Here is a 16,882-nt window from a genome sequence, read left to right as displayed (position 1 = left end):
CTTTATGGATGGTAGTAGAGAAACTGAACGTCAGAGACGGAGAACACCCGCTCACGCTGCAGTATCACGTGGGCACTGCCTCCCTGACTCTGCAGCCAGCGAGAATATAACCCCTCGAGTATGGCACAGAACGCGTTGCACCAGCGCACGCGCCCCGCTTCGTCGCGGCTGACCGGCAACGCCTGATGGCGCAGGCGCAGGCCGTCCTCACCGACATCGATGGTCACCACGCCCCAGTGAAAATGAGTCAGCAACCGGTTGATATTGGCCTCCAGATCCCCCACCGTCTCCGACGCCGGCAGCGGATGGGTCTCCGCCAGCGAGGCGCCCATCTGACGCAGGAAGGGCTGGCTTTCCAGCTCGCCGGCATTATTTAGCATACCTTCGATCATAATAATCAACAGATCGAACCATCCGGCAGGCGTCTGCTGCTGCTGAAACCAGGTCATCACCACCGGGTTATTGTTCTCCGTCATCATCAATGTTCTCCTAACATATAGCGAATATAGAGCCCGGCGGTGCTTTCGTTATAATCCCCGAAGGTGTCATAGCCAATCTGGCCCCCCAGGGTCATTTGTTTGTTGACCTTGTAATCCGCCCCGGCGCGCAGGGTATACCCTATGCCGCTCTTCGAGGTCGCGGAGTAGTAGGCTTCCTTGGCAAACCCATTGCTCACCGCCGTCTCCAGGGTCTGCTGCCACTCCGAATTGGTCGGGAAATAGGCGCTCTTATCCTGACTGTAAGACTGATAGCCCACCGAGCCGCCGAGCTTCATGGTCCAGTTATCATATTTCTCCGTTAGACTGACCGGCAGCGATACGCTGACGTAGTTTTGCGGACTAAAGTAGCCCCCCTGACCATAGGTGAAGTAGCTGAGGTTTTTGGAGTAATCCATATAGCTCATGCTCAACCCGGCCTGCAGCTGGCGGTATTCGTCATGGTAGGGACGAAGATAGACCCCGGCATTGGCGTTGATACTGGTGTTGCTGGCGACGTTCTGCCCCAGATAGCTGTATCCACCGCCGCCGACATAGAAGCCCGCGTCGCCGTCGTCATAGCTCAGCTGCAGGGTGCCGCCGTTTTTCGTCACCTGCCCCCAGGTTTTCCCGGAATAGGCGTCTTTCAGACCCACGTAGGAAAGCAGGCTGTCGGTTAGCGAGCGGCGTTCGCCGGTGAGGATCAGCGACAGATAGTTGGTCAGCTTGGGCGACCATTTCACCCCGCCGACTACGGTATTAAGATCCTGGCCCAACGGCGTGCTGCCGATATCGACCCGGTAATCGTCACCGCTTAACGCCAGCGCCAGTTCGACGCCATTGGCCTTCTGCGAATCGGTCGAGCCGCTGGTCTGGTCAACGTTCGGCTTGCGGCTGGACGAAGAGAGATAGCTGGCCACCTGCCCCGCATCATAGCTCCCGAGCTTCGCCAGGTTTTCCATCCCGCTGCTGGTGGTCGGATTGAAATCTGCCGCGTTCAGGGTGCCGAGGCCGCTTAACGCCTCGGCACCTGGATTGCTGGCGAAATAGGCCGTCCGCTCCGCCTCGGTCATCGAGGCGATCGCCGCCTGCTCGCTGGTGGCGGTACTCACCATGTTGGAGACCGCGTTAGCCAGCGGGTTGGCGCCGTAGCGACGCCAGGCGTCGCCGCTGGCGGTCCCGGCGTTCAACGACACCGGGGTGACGGTAAAGTCAAAGCGCGAGTCGCCAAACGGCGAGGATGACCAGGTCAGCGGCGTCCGGAGCTCCGTCAGCTTGCTGGTGCCCGATTCGCCGTCGCGTCCACGCACGTCCATTCCCCCCTGCAGCCAGCTGCCGGTTTTCTCCTGCAGCGACTCCATCATGGTGTCCACCTGACGCAGCATCCGCGTCTGGGCGGTGTCCACCGGCAGATCGGTGCGCTGGATCCCCGGCAGCGTGGAACCAGGCGCGGCGGCCGACTGGGCAACCTGCCACGGCATGTACTGCCCGTAGGCGGAGGCCGTCCGCGTCGGCGCCGACGTTTGCGACACGCCGATAAAGGGGTTATCCGCCGCCAGCACCCCGCCGACGGTCGGCGTTTCGCTACTGTTGGTGCTTTGCATGCCCAGCAGTTTGCCGCGGGCGCTGCGCAGATAGGTCATCGCCTGCTGATGATGTCCCTGGGCCTCCGCCACTCTCGCCAGCAGCAGCAGGCGATCCGGGGAGTTATCCTGGCGCAAACCGCCGGCCAGCTGTTCAGCGCGATCGTTGTTCCCCGCCGACAGCGCCACGTCGATGGCCCCGGCGCGCGCATCCTGGTTCGGCGTATCGCGCGTCATCAGGTAGTCATAGACCACCCCGGCCTCTTTGTTCATTTTGCCGCTCTGGTACAGCCGCGCCATGGCGAACATCAGATCGGTATTTTGCGGATCGCTTTGCATAGCGCGGATCAGCTTGTCATACGCCGCAGCGTAATTGCCCTGCTCGCGCAGGCGGTCGGCTTCGTTGATCACATAGCCATTGCGAATGCTCGCCAGCTGCGTCGGCGTACTGCTGGCCTGCAGCTGCGGATTGCTGATCAGGTTCTGCGCCTCGCCGGTCAGCCCGGCCTGATTCAGGACAGCGATCTGATCGGCGTAATCCCCGGCATTGCCGGATACGCCGCTGCTGATATTGTTGCGCACCAGCGAGACCGCGGTGGTCAGGTCGCCGCTCTCGGCCAGCAGACGCGCCAGCTTGCCGGCGTCCGCCGGGGCTTTTGGCGGCGTGGAGGCCATCGCCCGCAGGGTATTGCTGGCGGCGATGGTATTGCCCTGCGCCAGGTAGTTTTCGGCCGTCACCAACTGCAGGTTGTAGTTCACCCGCTGGCGCAAATCGCGCATGTCGCTGGTCTGGCTGCCGCCGGGAATGCGCGCCAGCAGCGTCTGCGCCTGCTGCCAGGCGCCGTTTTCGCTGGCAAACAGGGCGGCGGCATACAGCGCACTGTTGCTGGCGCCGGGGCGATAGGCCGCCGACATCAGCGAAGAGGCCTCGCTGCCGTTACCCGATTTTTGCAGCAGCCGGGCCAGGTCGAGGCGCAGCCAGGGATCGTCCGGATAGCGGGCGACGCCTTCGCGCAGGGTGGCAATGGCGCCGGCTGGGTTACCGCCGCTGACCTGCGCCTGGGCCTGACGGCGCAGGGCATCGCCCGGCATACCGGCCACCACCCGCGGCTGCAGTTTTTGCCGCAGGCTCTGCGGGAGCGTCTGCAGCATCGCCTGCGCCTCGGCGGATTTATTCTGCTCGCGCAGCACGTAATAGAGGTTTTCCCGCGCCGCCGCGTTCTGCGGATCGTCATTTAACAGTGAGCGCAGCGTTTGCTCCGCCTGGGGCAAATCTTTGTTGTGCCGCAGCACATCGGCGCGGAACAGCTTCGCCGAGGCGCCCTGCGCCCCGCTCTGCTGCGCCAACGGCGCGGAGAGCGCCAGCGCCTGGCTGATATTGCCCTGCTTATAGGCCTGCTGGGCCTGCGCCAGCTGGCCGTAGAACAGTGCATCGGCCGCCTGCTGACGACGGGTCGCCGAGGCGTCGCCGCCGAGGTCCGCGGCCCGGCTCAAATACTGCGACGCGGCCTGGTAGTCGCCGCTGCGCTGGGCGATATAGCCCATGCCCGCCAGCGCATCGGCATCCTGGGGGTTGGTCTGCAATACCTCTTCAAACTGCTGTTTCGCGGCGGCGGTATTGCCGCTGTTGAGATTGGCGTAGCCCTGGCCGCGCGCCTGACCGCTGCGCCGTTCGCGAAAGTAATTCTGAACTTCGCTGTCCTGGGGATGCCGCTGCATCCAGGTGTCGTAATACTGCTCATCCCCGGCCTGCGGGCCCAGCCAGAGCAGCGCCTGGCGCAAGCCGCTGTCCGCCTCTTTATTGCCGCTGGCCATCGGCTCGAGCAGGGCGATCCCTTCCCGGCGAGTCTCTTCCCGCCAGGTTAACGCTTTGCCCAACGCCACCCGCGGGGCGTTCTCCTGCGGATGCTGCGCCACGTACTGGCGCAGCTCGCTGATAGCCTGCGGATAGAGCGATTTGTCGCTGGCCATGGTCAGGTAATATTCCGCCGCCAGCCCGGCAGGCGGCGTATTGCCATTGAACATACTGCGCCAGGTCGCCAGCGCCCCGGGGATATTGCCTCCGCGCGCCTGCTGGCGGGCCAGGTTGAGCTGGCCCTGCGGCACCTGCGACATCTTTTTGGCGTTGTCCAGATCCTGTAGTCCCGGGCTGTCAGGGGCCGCTTTCGCCAGCCGCGCGCGCCACTGCGCCGCCGCCTGCATATCGCCGCCCTGCTGCGACCAGAGCGCCATCAGATACAGCGCCTGGGTGTTGTTGGCATCCACCGAGAGCACCTTCTGCAGGGACTCCATCGCCAGCTCGTCATGAGATTTCTCATGCCAGTAGTTGGCCTGAGCGAACAGCGCCTGTAGCGCCGCGTCGTTCCCCGACGCCAGCGCGCCGCCCGAGGCAGCGAGAGTCAACGCGCCGGTGAGGCAGAACGTGGTGAGCCGACGGGTGTTTTTCATCGTTATTATTATTTTTCTTTTCATTGGTTATCCCCCGAACCCAGACGCTTACGGGCGTGACGTTTAAACATCGCGGTCAGCGCCAGTCCCATTATCGAGGTGGCAATCAGCCCCAGCACCGCCAGGAAACCTGAGTGCTGGCTGGCATACCAGACCGCCATCATGTACCACGGCATCTGACCGCTGGGGAACGGCGTACTCACCTGGAAGCTGCGCACCCCGTTATCGCTGGTGATCACCGCGGTATCGCCGCGGATCCCGGCGTTAATGCGCGGCGAGTCCAGATCGGTCTTCAGTCGCGCCAGCTGGTCATCATTGCTGGCCAGCGCCACCACCACCAGGCGGGTGGAATTCCACGGCGAGCGATAGCTGATGAACCCGCGCCAGGCGCTGCTCGACGAAAAGTAGCGATCGGCGTCGAGGCTGGCGGAAGTCCAGTCGCCGGTGAGCCGGCGCTGGACTTTTTGCCACAGGTCTGGCTCGCGGACGCTCAGCACATTATCTACCGGGCGGTAGGGTGAGTCGGCCAGCAGGCTCTGGTTAAAGGCCTGCTGATCGAGAGCGGTGACCGCCAGCACGTCACGTTCACGCAGCGACTGCAAATCCCCCCCGCCGGTGGGCATCCCGAGCACGACGCGGTTATTCGCCAGCGCGGTGCCGGTCGCGTTCCCGGAGCGTGCCGCCAGATTCAGCAGGGTCGCCACCTGGGTTTCAGACGGGTCCGCCGGCAGCAGAAGGGTCGTCTGCGAATAGTCCGCCAGCCGCGAGAAGGGGAACGAGGCGCCGACAAAGTAGGAGAGATTGGGCAACAGCGAGAAGTGACGCGTCTTGCTCAAATCGATCCAGGAGTCGTCAGTGATCCGGCTCTTGATATTGTTATTCAGCAGCACCGAACACGGAACATCGTCCTTTGGCACCACATTGAAGTACATCGACAGCTGGTTATCGCCGTAAATCAGGTAGGGCGCCAGCGGGATGGTAAAGCGCTCCTGGCGCGCATCGCCCCCGAGGTAGCGCCAGACTTTCTCCAGCGGCCCCTGCTTGTTCATCGGCAGGTTGTTGAGGAAGGTGCCGTTGAGCGTTACGCTCAGCAAGGACTTGTCCTCATTAATCCAGCTTTCCGACGGGAAGCGGTAGCCAACCTGTAGCGGAATGGTCTCCCCATCCCACAGATAGAGATCGGGCGCGGCGCGGAAGGCGATACGTAAAGGTTCGTGCCAGACGCCGCTGACGGTCGGGCTTTGATCCTTACGCAGCAGCTCGCTGAGCTTGACCGGACGATCGGTGGGGATCCAGCGCGGGGCATCATATGCTTTGCCAACCGGGATGGTCTGCGGTTCGACATCCAGCGTCGCGGTTTGCGGCGCAAAGTTGCCGCGGGTTAACCGCCAGGCGGCCATGCGCAGCGCCGTATCGTTTTTGCCGACAATCAGCAGCAGTTTATAGGCCGGATTGGCGGGGTTGGCGATGATGCGCAGCAGCGGCTTATCGGTTTCCGGCAGCATCATGCCGCCCACCTGCTCCCCCGGATGGCCAATCACGATGCCGTGGCGTTCCGGCAGACGGTCGCGCAGAGCGCTGAAGGCGATGCCGCGATAGTCCGCCTGGATACCCAGCCAGGAGGAGATCAGCGCCGCGGCGCTGAAGACGTCCGCCGACGGCTTGGCCCCATAGGCGACCGCAATGTCCGCCGGGGTCATCTGCATGCTGTCAAAGAAGGGCCGCGGGAAGTGGCTCAGGTCGTCGCTGATGTTCAGCTGCTGGCTTTCCCAGCTGAAATGCGACGTGGGCAGCACCGTCACCCGCGACGTATCATGAATGTCACGCTGGCACTGCAGGGTATCGCCATCGTTGATCTTCACGCTCAGGTTATTGCTGGAGACCATCAGCGCGGGCGGAATATCCAGCTGATAATGGGAGACATCCTCGCCATCGGCGCCCAGCGGCAGCGTGCCGAGCGGTTGACCGTTGAGCATCAGCTGCAGGGTGGCGTTGCGGCTCGCCATCTCCGGCGATACGCGAACGGCAAGGCTGAGCTGCGAATGGATCACCACCTGATCGGCAGGCAGGGTAAAGCTGACCCCACCCTGTCGCTGGCCGCCGCTGAGGATAATCCCGTCCGGCATCCCCATCTGCGCCAGATTCAGATCGCCTCCCCAGACCGGAGCGACAGGAATGACCTCCGGCGCGGCCGTGCCGCTCACCGGCGGGGGTAAGTCCGGCATAACCGGCGCAGGGGCCGTCGCCGCCGCATCGCCGGCGGTGGCGGGGGCTGCCGGAGAGGCGCCCTCCTCCGGCGAGGCAGCCGGAGGTTCGTCGCCTGGCTCGCTGTCCGCCGCGTCGTTGAGCTGCGGGAAGCTCAGCGGGGCAGCGGAGCCGGAGCCCGGTTCTTCACTGTGTAGCGCAGGCGCAGAGAGCATCCCTGCCAGCAGCGCCAGCGTGGTTAATCGCTTCATAACGTCCCATCCTCCTGCGCCGTTTTCGCCACTGTTGCCCGATTGCGCTGGCTGCGACGGGTTTTCCACGTCAGCCAGAACAGTTCGAACACGCAGCGTAAAATGGTGAAGAAGGAGCGGAACGGGTTATCCTGCGGGCGCGGCGGATTAATCCACGCATCCGCGCGGGCCAGCACCACGCGCACCAGTTCACGGCGGCGCGAAAGCGGAATATCTTCATCAAACTTGAGGCGCAGGAAGCGCTCGTCAGAGGTGACCAGCTGGGCCGGAATCGAGATAGCCCCGGACTGCAGGATCAGCTCAATCTCTTCGATGTCATCCTCCAGATGGCGATTATCAGGCGCGACCACGCGGCAGCCGCCCATCGACAGGTCCGCGGTATGGCTGCGCGAGACGATGCCGCTGGCGTAATGGATCACCACCGGAATATCGACATCGATACGAATGGTTTTTCGCACCTGCCGCGTTTCGCGCGCCACGGCAATCGCCGCCAGCAGGAAGATCAGACTGTAGATCCCCACCCGACGTTGAGGGCGATAACGTTGGGATCCGAGCCAAAATAGTCATGGCCAATCGCCCGGACGATGCCGACCACCACCCCAGGGCCAGCAGGCAGGCCACCACCAGGTGCGGGCGCACCACGGTGAAATCGAAGTAGCCGACGTCAAGCAGCCCCCCTTATCGGTGACGTTGAACTTGCCGCGTTTAGGGAAAATCATCGTCACCAGGGTCGGCAGCACCAGGTGGAAGGCCAGCACAATATCGTAAATTTCCCCCCAGAAGCTGTAGCGATAGCGGCCGTTCATTCGCGAACCGACGTAAATAGCGAGGAACAGGTGCGGCAGGGCATAGGAGACGATCAGGCTCGCCGACGAGTAAATAATATTGAGGTTAAACAGCAGGTAAGCCAGCGGGGCGGTGACAAACACCACCCTGGGCAGCGCGAACTGGTAGTAGAGCATGGCGCTGAGATAGCACAAGCGCTGCTGAAAAGTCAGCCCGCGGCCAAACAGCGGATTATCGACGCGGAAAATCTGCGTCATCCCGCGCGCCCAGCGGGTACGCTGGATGACGTGCACCACCAGGCGTTCAGTAGCGAGGCCTGCGGCCAGTGGGATATCGAGAAAGGCCGACTTCCACCCCAGACGCTGAAACTTCAGCGCCGTATGAGCATCTTCGGTCACCGTTTCGACGGCGAAACCGCCGATCTGCGCCAGCGCCTCGCGACGGATCACCGCGCAGGAGCCGCAGAAAAAGGTGGCGTTCCAGTTGTCGTTCCCCTGCTGAATCGGGCCATAGAACAACATCCCTTCGTTGGGAATGTTGCGTCCGACGGAGAGGTTACGTTCAAATGGATCCGGGGAATAGAAGTAGTGCGGCGTCTGCACCAGAGCCAGCATCGGGTCTTTCAGGAAGCCGCCGACGGTGGCCTGCAGGAACACGCGCGTGGCGACGTGGTCGCAGTCGAAAACGCAGATAAGCTCCCCCTGAGTCAGGGTCAGCGCATGGTTAAGGTTCCCCGCTTTGGCGTGCTTGTTGTCATTGCGGGTGATATAGCCCACCCCAACGTCGGCGGCGAACACGGCAAACTCGCTGCGCTTACCGTCATCCAGAAGATAGATTTTCATTTTATCTTTTGGATAATCAATGCATTGTGCCGCCAGGACGGTATCGCGCACCACCTCCAGCGGTTCGTTATAGCTCGGAATATAGATATCGACCGTCGGCCACTTACTCATATCATCCGGCAGCGGAACAATGCCGCGCTTCAGCGGCCAGACCGTCTGCAGATAGTTAAGCAGTAGCATCACCCAGATATAGACTTCCGCCAGAAAGAGTCCCATGCCGAGAATAGCTTCAATGGACGAGTTGAAGTGCAGGGTCTGCGTGAGGCGAAAATACATGTAACGGGTGGACATCAGCAGCGACGTGACGACCATAATGACCGATACGCTGCGGCGCTTGCTGAAGCCCATCAGAAAGAGAATACCGATACTTAACAGACCAAAAATATACTGCTTTTGGCTGTCCATCGGCGTGATCACCACCAGCACGGCGACGGGTGACAGCACCAGCGCCAGCAACCAAAAAAGAGATTTTTTCATTCAGCAGCCCTGCAAAAAGTTAACGCCCTGACATGCGTGGCTGGCTGTGCACCGTGCCATCGCCAATATGAATACCCAACAGCGAAGATATTTTTTTAGCCATGATTTCAATATCGAAGGCCGCTGCCGAGGAAGCGTTAAAGTCCAGGATCGACTTCTGCGAGGCATTGGCCTCCACCACGCTTTCATCACGATGGATCACGCCAAGCAGTCGCTCGCCCAGTTTCTCTTCCATCAGGCTGGTGACGTCCCGGCTGACCTGGCGACGGCTATCGCTTTGGTTAATGACGAAATAGTGCCCGTGCTTATGATTCAGCGCCGCGCCGGTCAGGCGCTGCTTTTCTACGTGCGCCAGGGTCGACATCGAGGCGGTATCCGCCAGCAGCGGGATAAGATGCAGGTCCGCCAGCCCCGTCAGCGCCTTTAGCGCGGGCGAAGGTCCAGGGGGCATATCGGCGATGGTGATAAGCCCGGGATAATTAAGCAGCGCGGACAGACCGCGCTGGAGGAAATGGTCATTATGGGTCAGTTGCTCATCAAACGCCTGACGCTGCGCCTCGCTCACTTCGCCATATGGCAGGACGAAAATATTACTGCCGGCGCTCAACACGCACTGGCTCCAGTCGTGCAGCTCCAGCGCCTTCGCCACATAGCCCCGCTCATCGTTCAGCGGTACGCCAAAATGCAAACGCAGCGCGTTCTGGACATCAAAATCCAGCGCCAGAACTTTGCTGCCCGTCCGCGCCAGCGAATAGGCTAAATTGGCCGCCAGGGTCGTTTTCCCTACGCCGCCTTTCGGTGAACAGACGCAAATCAACGGCATGTCGCGATCCTTTCCAGAAGTGATTTCAAAGGCTGGTCTTTATTTTTCGCCACCGGCTCCGCGCTTTTCGCGGCGAACAGGTGGGCATAGTTCTCAGCGGCGGGCGCGGGTCGGGGGGCCATTCTCGGCGGCGGCGCCATGGCCGGTTCCGACGCCGGAATTGAAGGCGCAGGGGTCGGCGCAGGCTCCTGCCTGACCGGCTCCGGTGCGGCTGCGGCGGTCTCCACGACCGGCTGGGAAGTAGCAGGCGCGGCCGAAGCGGCAGACACAACAGGATCAGAGGTTGGCGCCGCTGCTACGGCCGCCTCTACCTGGCGGAACAGATCCGCGGGCACCGACTGCGGCAACGGCGCGGAGACCGAGCCTCCCAGCGCCAGAGAAGAGGTTTTCTCGGCGCCGGGATTTAGCTGATTGAGGATCGCCAAGTCGCCGTGTTCCCGCGTGGCGGCTTGCGAAGAAAGATCCTGAAAGTTGAGGTTTTGCGTCCGCGTTTTTTCTTGAAAGCGCTGCAGATCATCATAATGGTTCATTGATAACCTCATGATTTTAAAAATTTCATATTAAGTTTGTTGTTATTTTCTGGGTATATTAAAAATATCGTGACGCTTCTGGGATGCCAGATAACGCGCCGATGGTGACGTACCAATACACACGATTGACAGGGTTATAATAGTTTAGAATTTGATTTTCGGGATGATTCCACGGCAGAAGTATCGCTACACTAACATTTCCCTTGCAGAAGGGTAGCCCCATTTTTTAGGTATGCGTACATCCTTAACCTCCCGCAATCACCACGCTTCCCAGTCGTTTTTATATAAAAGTATTAGGTCATGATGAAATCATAGCGTCAGATCAGCGAAAGAATAAACCTGAACCATTTTAATTTCTCTTTAATTCTATAAAAATGGACTGAAAGGCTTATTTTTTCGGATAATCTACGAAGAATGCTCTGAGAGCGTGACATAAACTGCGGCAATATGCGTAAGCGCCAGGTTTTATCCACGGCGGGAGAGAAGCTCCCGGCCATGGGACCGGGAGCGCGCCATCAGGCGTGGGACTTTTGCGGATTCTCATCCTGGTCGACGGCAAAGCAGGCCACCAGCTGGCCGCCGTAATCCTTCAGCTGCGGCTGGAGCTGAGTGCAGGGGCCAAAGCGACGGCGACAGCGCGCGTTAAAGGCGCAGCCCGGTGGCGGATTTAGCGGGCTCGGCAGTTCGCCGGTCAGCTTGATCCGCTCGCGCCGGTCGTCTGGGTTCAGACGCGGCGTCGCCGACAGCAGCGCCTGGGTGTACGGATGACGCGGATTGTTGAAGATCTGGTCTTTGGTGCCCTTCTCCACGCAGCGGCCGAGATACATCACCATCACTTCATCGGCGATGTGCTCGACGACCGACAGGTCGTGGGAGATAAACACGTAGGACAGCCCTAAATCCTGCTGCAGATCCATCATCAGGTTCAGCACCTGAGCGCGTACCGAAACGTCCAGCGCGGAGACCGGCTCATCGGCAATCACCACATCTGGATCCAGCATTAGCCCGCGAGCAATAGCGATACGCTGACGCTGACCGCCGGAGAACATATGCGGGTAGCGATCGTAATGCTCGGTTTTCAGGCCCACTTTCGCCATCATCGCCAGCGCTTTTTCACGCCGCTGCTCTTTGCTCAGGCTGCTGTTAATCAGCAGCGGCTCCTCCAGAATCTGCCCCACTTTTTTACGCGGGTTCAGCGAACCATACGGGTTCTGGAACACAATCTGGATTTTTTGCCGCCGCAGCTTCTGCGCCTGCGGGTCGTGCTTAAGCAGATCCTGCCCCTGATAATAGAGCTCGCCGCCGGTGGGGATCTCAATCATCGTCAGCAGACGACCGAGGGTCGATTTGCCGCAGCCCGACTCCCCCACTACCGCCAGCGTTTTACCGCGCTCAAGGGTAAAGGAGACGCCGTCCAGCGCCTTCACCAGCCGTTCCGGGGCGAATAACCCCTTCTTCACCGGATAGTGTTTTTTCAGATCAATGGCCTGCAACAGCGGTTGTGGCGTGGCGGCCTTTTGCGTACTCATAATCCAGGCCTCCCGGCATCATCGAGTGGGTAGTGACATTTAGACTGGCGGCCGCCGGTCAGATCCGCGAGCGCCGGCTCTTCGCTACGGCATTTATCCGTGGCATAGGGGCAGCGCGGATTAAGCAGGCAGCCGTTGGGACGGTCATATTTCCCCGGCACCACGCCCGGCAGCGAGGCCAGACGCGCTTTATCCTGGGCGAATTCCGGCAGCGCGCGCAGCAGCGCCTGGGTATAAGGATGGCGCGGCGCGCGGAAGATATCTTTCGCGTCACCGGTCTCCACCACCTGACCCGCGTACATAACGATAATTTTATGCGCGGCTTCCGCCACCAGCGCCAGGTCGTGGGTGATCAGCACCAGCGCCATATTCTCCTGCTGCTGCAGATCCAGCAGTAGCTCAATGATTTGCGCCTGAATGGTCACGTCCAGCGCGGTGGTCGGTTCATCGGCAATCAGTAGTTTTGGCCGACAGGCAATCGCCATCGCGATCATCACGCGCTGGCTCATGCCGCCGGAAAGCTGATGCGGATAGACGTCCAGCCGCGAGGCCGGATCGGGAATGCCCACCAGGTTCAGCAGGTCGATGGCCCGCTGGCGGCGGGTTTGCTTATTACCACCCTGATGGACCTTAATCGCTTCCATAATCTGGTAGCCGACGGTAAAGCACGGGTTGAGGCTGGTCATTGGATCCTGGAAGATCATCGCCACTTCCGCCCCCACCAGCTGGCGCCGCTCTTTTTCAGAGATGCGCTGCAGATCGCGGCCGTTAAATTCCAGTTTGTCCGCCATCACCCGGCCGGGATAGTCAATCAGCCCCATAATCGCCAGCGAGCTGACAGATTTACCGGAGCCGGACTCTCCGACGATACCGACCACTTCACCCTGCTTCACGCTATAGCTGATGCGGTCTACGGCGCGGAACGGCGCGTTTTCATCGCCGAAATGCACCGATAATTTATCTACATTCAATAACGCCATCTCGAACCTCTTACTGCTTCAGTTTGGGATCGAGCGCGTCACGCAGACCGTCACCCATCAGGTTAAATGCCAGCACCGTCAGCAGGATCGCCACGCCCGGGAAGGTGACTACCCACCAGGCGCTCTGCGCGAACTGCAACACGTCGGAAAGCATGGTGCCCCACTCCGGCGTCGGCGGCTGCGCGCCCATGCCGAGGAACCCCAGCGCTGCCATGTCGAGAATGGCGTTGGAAAAGCCCAGCGACGCCTGAACGATCAGCGGCGCGAGACAGTTAGGCAGAATATTAACGAACATCTGGCGCATCGCGCCGGCGCCCGCTACGCGGGAGGCGGTCACGTAGTCACGGTTGACCTCCACCAGCACCGCGGCGCGCGTGAGACGCACATAGTGCGGGAGCGCCACGAAGGTTAGCGCCAGCGAGGCGTTGACGATGGAGGGCCCGAAGATTGCCACCAGCACCAGCGCCAGCAGCAGACTCGGCAGCGCCAGCATAATATCGACGACGCGCATGATGATTGAGTCCACCACTCCGCCGAAATAGCCCGCCACCAGGCCGAGCACCACGCCGAGGATCAGCGACAGGACCACCACCAGGCAGCCCACCAGCAGCGACAGGCGGGCGCCGTACATCAGGCGCGACAGAATATCGCGGCCCACGTCGTCGGTGCCGAGCAGATGCGCCATGCTGCCGCCGTCCTGCCAGAACGGCGGCGCCAGCAGCGAATCACGGAACTGATCCGCCGGGTTATAGGGGGCGAGGAAGTTGGCGAATACCGCGATGACGATCATCACCACCACGTATACCAGCCCGACGACCGCCCCTTTGTTGCGTTTGAAATAGTGCCAGAACTCCTGCAGCGGAGTCATGGGTACCGGCGCAGCGATAACTTTATTTTCAGTAACTTGTGACATGATGGCCCCTTACTTCTTATGCCGGATACGCGGGTTCACCACGCCGTACAGCAGGTCGACCAGCAGGTTAACGAGGATAATCATCGTCGCCACCAGCAGCACCCCGCCCTGCACCACCGGATAATCGCGACGCTGCAGCGCGTCGATCAGCCAGCGACCTAAACCAGGCCATGAGAAAATGGTTTCCGTCAGGATGGCGCCCGCCAGCAGGGTGCCCACCTGCAGACCAATCACCGTGACCACCGGCAGCATCGCGTTACGCAGCGCGTGGATCACGATCACCCGCATCCGGGTCAGGCCTTTGGCGCGCGCGGTACGGATATAGTCTTCGCCAAGCACTTCCAGCATCGACGAACGGGTCATACGCACGATCACCGCCAGCGGGATGGTGCCCAGCACGATAGCGGGCAGGATCATATGCATTAAGGCGTCAATAAAGTCGCCCTGCTCGCCCCAGATGGCGGTGTCGATCAGCATAAAGCCGGTCAGCGGCAGGGTATCGTCAAGGAACACCGTATCGCTGATGCGCCCGGAGACCGGCGTCAGGTTTAGCTGCACCGAAACCAGCATAATCAGCATCATGCCCCACCAGAAGATAGGCATTGAGTAGCCGGTCAGCGCCAGGCCCACCGCGGTGTGGTCAAAGATGGAGCCGCGTTTTACCGCAGCCAGCACGCCCACCGGAATGCCGACGGCGACGGCGAAGATCATCGCGCAGACGCCCAGCTCAAGGGTGGCTTTAAAGCGTGGGACAAACTCCTGCCACACGGGAATGCGGCTTTTCAGCGAGATGCCTAAATCGCCGTGCAGCACGCCCCAGATATAGTGGGCATATTGCTGCCACAGCGGCTTATCAAGGCCCATTTCGGCCAGCAGCTGCGCGTGACGTTCGGGGGAAATACCACGTTCGCCCGCCATAATCATCACCGGATCGCCGGGGATCATATGGACGAAGGCAAAGGTGAGAAGGGTGATACCGATAAATGTCGGGATGACTAGTCCCAGACGTCGGAGAATAAACTGCAACATAACCCGGATTCTCTCTAGTGACGCCCCGCCTGGCGACAGGGCGTCTGTATTGCTCACAAAAGCATTCCCCGGAATAGCGGGAATACGCCCCCCGCCTCTCCCACGCGGGGAGAGGGGGTCAGGCATCGTGCTTATTATTCGACAGAGACGTTATCGAAGTGGTGTTTGCCCAGCGGGTCCACCACATAGCCTTTGACTTCTTTACGCACCGGCTCATAGACGGTGGAGTGAGCAATGATCAGCGCCGGAGCCTGGTCATGCATCACTACCTGAGCCTGTTTGTACAGTTCAATACGCTTGTTGTGGTCGTCGGTAGCGCGGGCCGGCTGAATAAGATCTTCAAACGGCTTATAGCACCAGCGCGAGTAGTTGGAGCCGTCTTTCGCCGCGGCGCAGCTGAACAGGGTCGCGAAGAAGTTATCCGGATCCCCGTTGTCGCCGGTCCAGCCCATCATCACGCTCTGGTGCTCGCCCGCTTTCGCCCGCTTCAGATACTCGCCCCACTCGTAGGTGACGATCTTGGCCTGGACGCCAATCTTGGCCCAGTCAGCCTGAATCATCTCCGCCATGCGGCGGGCGTTCGGGTTGTACGGACGCTGTACCGGCATCGCCCACAGATCGATGGTGAAGCCTTTTTCCAGGCCCGCTTCTTTCAGCAGCTGCTTCGCCTTCTCCGGATCGTAGGTGTAGTCCTTAACGTCGTCGTTATAGCCCCACATGGTCGGCGGGATCAGGTTCTTCGCCGCCTGGCCTGCGCCCTGGTAAACCGCTTTGATGATCGCTTCTTTGTTGACCGCGTAGGTCAGCGCCTGACGTACTTTGACGTCGTCCAGCGGTTTCTTCTCGGTGTTAAAGGAGAGATAACCAACGTTCAGACCCGGCTGTTCCAGCAGGGTAATGTTCTTATCTTCCTTCATGCGCGCGATGTCCGCCGGGTTCGGGTACGGCATCACCTGGCACTCGTTTTTCTGCAGCTTGGCATAGCGCACGGAAGCGTCCGGGGTGATGGAGAAGACCAGACGATCGATCTTCGGCTTGGTACCCCAGTAGCCCGGGAAGGCTTTATACAGAATGCGGGAATCTTTCTGGTATTGCAGCAGCTGGAATGGGCCGGTACCGATAGGATTGAGATCCACTTTTTCCGGCGTGCCGGCTTTCAGCATGTTGTCAGCATACTCTTTCGAAAGAATGGAGGCGAAGTCCATGGCCAGATCAGCGAGGAACGGCGCTTCCGGACGGGTCAGGACGAACTGGACGGTATTATCGTCCACTTTCTTCACTTCGCTAATCAGGTCCGGTAAGCCCATCCCTTCAAAGTATTCATAGCTGCCGCCTGAAACTTTATGGTACGGGTTATTAGTATTCTTCTGGCGATCGAAGGAGAACACCACGTCATCGGCGTTCAGGTCACGGGTTGGTTTAAAGTCTTTATTATCCTGCCACTTCACACCCTGACGGAGGTGGAAAGTATAGGTTTTGCCATCCGCACTGACTTCCCATTTCTCAGCAAGTCCTGGAATAACTTCCGTCGTACCGGTTTTAAATTCGACCAGGCGGTTATAGATCGGTACGGAGCTGGCATCATAGGTGGTGCCAGAGGTGAAGAGCTGTGGGTTAAATCCTTCCGGCGAGCCTTCAGAACAATAAACCAGGGTTTTCGCTTGCACGCTGGCGGCGACGGTCATGGCGACCAGGCTCAGACCAAGCTTCAGCATCCCTGATTTCTTCAAGGAAATACTCATTATTCTGCTCCAAAATTGTGATGTTGTTTGCATATATCCGCCGGACCTTTATTTATTTTTTACCCGGTCCGGTCGGTGGTGCCCGAAGGCGTAGAGAGAGATGGGGATTCCTTTCGCAAAAACGACTGAGTTGCAGTACGGATTCTCCATGAAATGCCCCTCATGCCCTACAATCTGTCAACAGAATGGGGAAACGTCAATACAGCCAGCCGGGTTTTACATCCAGCGTGAGAAACGGCAGGCAAAGATTAAAAAAACTTCAGGACGC

10 protein-coding genes and 2 pseudogenes are annotated in these 16,882 nt (G+C 60.1%); all 12 read right to left on the bottom strand.

Annotated features, from left to right (window positions below; all coding sequences use genetic code 11):
- Positions 1-2: 2 nt before the first annotated feature.
- Complete coding sequence (bcsD, locus tag LPQ25_RS01150; protein ID WP_002921529.1) at positions 3-479, bottom strand: cellulose biosynthesis protein BcsD; 477 nt, start codon at positions 477-479, stop codon at positions 3-5.
- Positions 479-4,531 (bottom strand): cellulose biosynthesis protein BcsC, encoded by a 4,053-nt coding sequence (locus tag LPQ25_RS01145; protein WP_014906800.1) that lies wholly within the window; start codon positions 4,529-4,531, stop codon positions 479-481. Before LPQ25_RS01145 ends, bcsD begins: the two co-directional genes overlap by 1 nt.
- Complete coding sequence (gene bcsB, locus LPQ25_RS01140; RefSeq protein ID WP_004889350.1) at positions 4,528-6,963, bottom strand: cellulose biosynthesis cyclic di-GMP-binding regulatory protein BcsB; 2,436 nt, start codon at positions 6,961-6,963, stop codon at positions 4,528-4,530. The genes LPQ25_RS01145 and bcsB overlap by 4 nt, the downstream gene beginning before the upstream one ends.
- A pseudogene (gene bcsA / locus LPQ25_RS01135) lies at positions 6,960-9,068 on the bottom strand (UDP-forming cellulose synthase catalytic subunit). Before bcsA ends, bcsB begins: the two are co-directional and overlap by 4 nt.
- 19 nt (positions 9,069-9,087) lie before the next feature.
- Positions 9,088-9,880 (bottom strand): annotated as a pseudogene (locus LPQ25_RS01130) (cellulose synthase operon protein YhjQ/BcsQ).
- Between the two features lies 1 nt (position 9,881).
- Positions 9,882-10,421, bottom strand: coding sequence for a cellulose biosynthesis protein BcsO (locus LPQ25_RS01125; RefSeq protein ID WP_234599494.1), 540 nt, complete (start codon positions 10,419-10,421; stop codon positions 9,882-9,884).
- Between the two features lie 317 nt (positions 10,422-10,738).
- Positions 10,739-10,918 carry a hypothetical protein gene (locus tag LPQ25_RS01120; RefSeq protein ID WP_004145206.1) on the bottom strand — a complete coding sequence of 60 codons (180 nt, stop codon included), beginning with the start codon at positions 10,916-10,918 and terminating at the stop codon, positions 10,739-10,741.
- An 18-nt stretch (positions 10,919-10,936) separates the two neighbouring features.
- The gene (dppF, locus tag LPQ25_RS01115) at positions 10,937-11,950 is read right to left on the bottom strand and encodes a dipeptide ABC transporter ATP-binding subunit DppF (protein ID WP_002921784.1); all 1,014 of its coding nucleotides are present in this window, start codon (positions 11,948-11,950) and stop codon (positions 10,937-10,939) included.
- A complete protein-coding gene (dppD, locus tag LPQ25_RS01110) occupies positions 11,947-12,930 on the bottom strand; it encodes a dipeptide ABC transporter ATP-binding protein (protein WP_002921785.1) in 984 nt (327 codons plus the stop codon). Before dppD ends, dppF begins: the two co-directional genes overlap by 4 nt.
- A 10-nt stretch (positions 12,931-12,940) precedes the next feature.
- Complete coding sequence (gene dppC, locus LPQ25_RS01105; RefSeq protein WP_004145207.1) at positions 12,941-13,843, bottom strand: dipeptide ABC transporter permease DppC; 903 nt, start codon at positions 13,841-13,843, stop codon at positions 12,941-12,943.
- Between the two features lie 9 nt (positions 13,844-13,852).
- On the bottom strand, positions 13,853-14,872 hold the full coding sequence (dppB, locus tag LPQ25_RS01100) for a dipeptide ABC transporter permease DppB (protein ID WP_002921786.1): 1,020 nt from the start codon (positions 14,870-14,872) through the stop codon (positions 13,853-13,855).
- 134 nt (positions 14,873-15,006) lie between these two features.
- On the bottom strand, positions 15,007-16,614 hold the full coding sequence (gene dppA / locus LPQ25_RS01095; RefSeq protein ID WP_002921789.1) for a dipeptide ABC transporter periplasmic-binding protein DppA: 1,608 nt from the start codon (positions 16,612-16,614) through the stop codon (positions 15,007-15,009).
- Positions 16,615-16,882 lie beyond the last annotated feature (268 nt).

The sequence above is a fragment of the Klebsiella sp. KPN54798 genome, from assembly GCF_021184225.1.
GTDB lineage: Bacteria > Pseudomonadota > Gammaproteobacteria > Enterobacterales > Enterobacteriaceae > Klebsiella > Klebsiella pneumoniae.
This window is presented reverse-complemented; position numbering and strand designations above follow the sequence as displayed.

Excerpts from the sequence above, each read along its gene's own strand:
- bcsD (WP_002921529.1), bottom strand. The coding sequence starts at position 479 with ATGATGACGGAGAACAATAACCCGGTGGTGATGACCTGGTTTCAGCAG.
- LPQ25_RS01145 (WP_014906800.1), bottom strand. The coding sequence starts at position 4,531 with ATGAAAAGAAAAATAATAATAACGATGAAAAACACCCGTCGGCTCACC.
- bcsB (WP_004889350.1), bottom strand. The coding sequence starts at position 6,963 with ATGAAGCGATTAACCACGCTGGCGCTGCTGGCAGGGATGCTCTCTGCG.
- LPQ25_RS01125 (WP_234599494.1), bottom strand. The coding sequence starts at position 10,421 with ATGAACCATTATGATGATCTGCAGCGCTTTCAAGAAAAAACGCGGACG.
- LPQ25_RS01120 (WP_004145206.1), bottom strand. The coding sequence starts at position 10,918 with ATGGCCGGGAGCTTCTCTCCCGCCGTGGATAAAACCTGGCGCTTACGC.
- dppF (WP_002921784.1), bottom strand. The coding sequence starts at position 11,950 with ATGAGTACGCAAAAGGCCGCCACGCCACAACCGCTGTTGCAGGCCATT.
- dppD (WP_002921785.1), bottom strand. The coding sequence starts at position 12,930 with ATGGCGTTATTGAATGTAGATAAATTATCGGTGCATTTCGGCGATGAA.
- dppC (WP_004145207.1), bottom strand. The coding sequence starts at position 13,843 with ATGTCACAAGTTACTGAAAATAAAGTTATCGCTGCGCCGGTACCCATG.
- dppB (WP_002921786.1), bottom strand. The coding sequence starts at position 14,872 with ATGTTGCAGTTTATTCTCCGACGTCTGGGACTAGTCATCCCGACATTT.
- dppA (WP_002921789.1), bottom strand. The coding sequence starts at position 16,614 with ATGAGTATTTCCTTGAAGAAATCAGGGATGCTGAAGCTTGGTCTGAGC.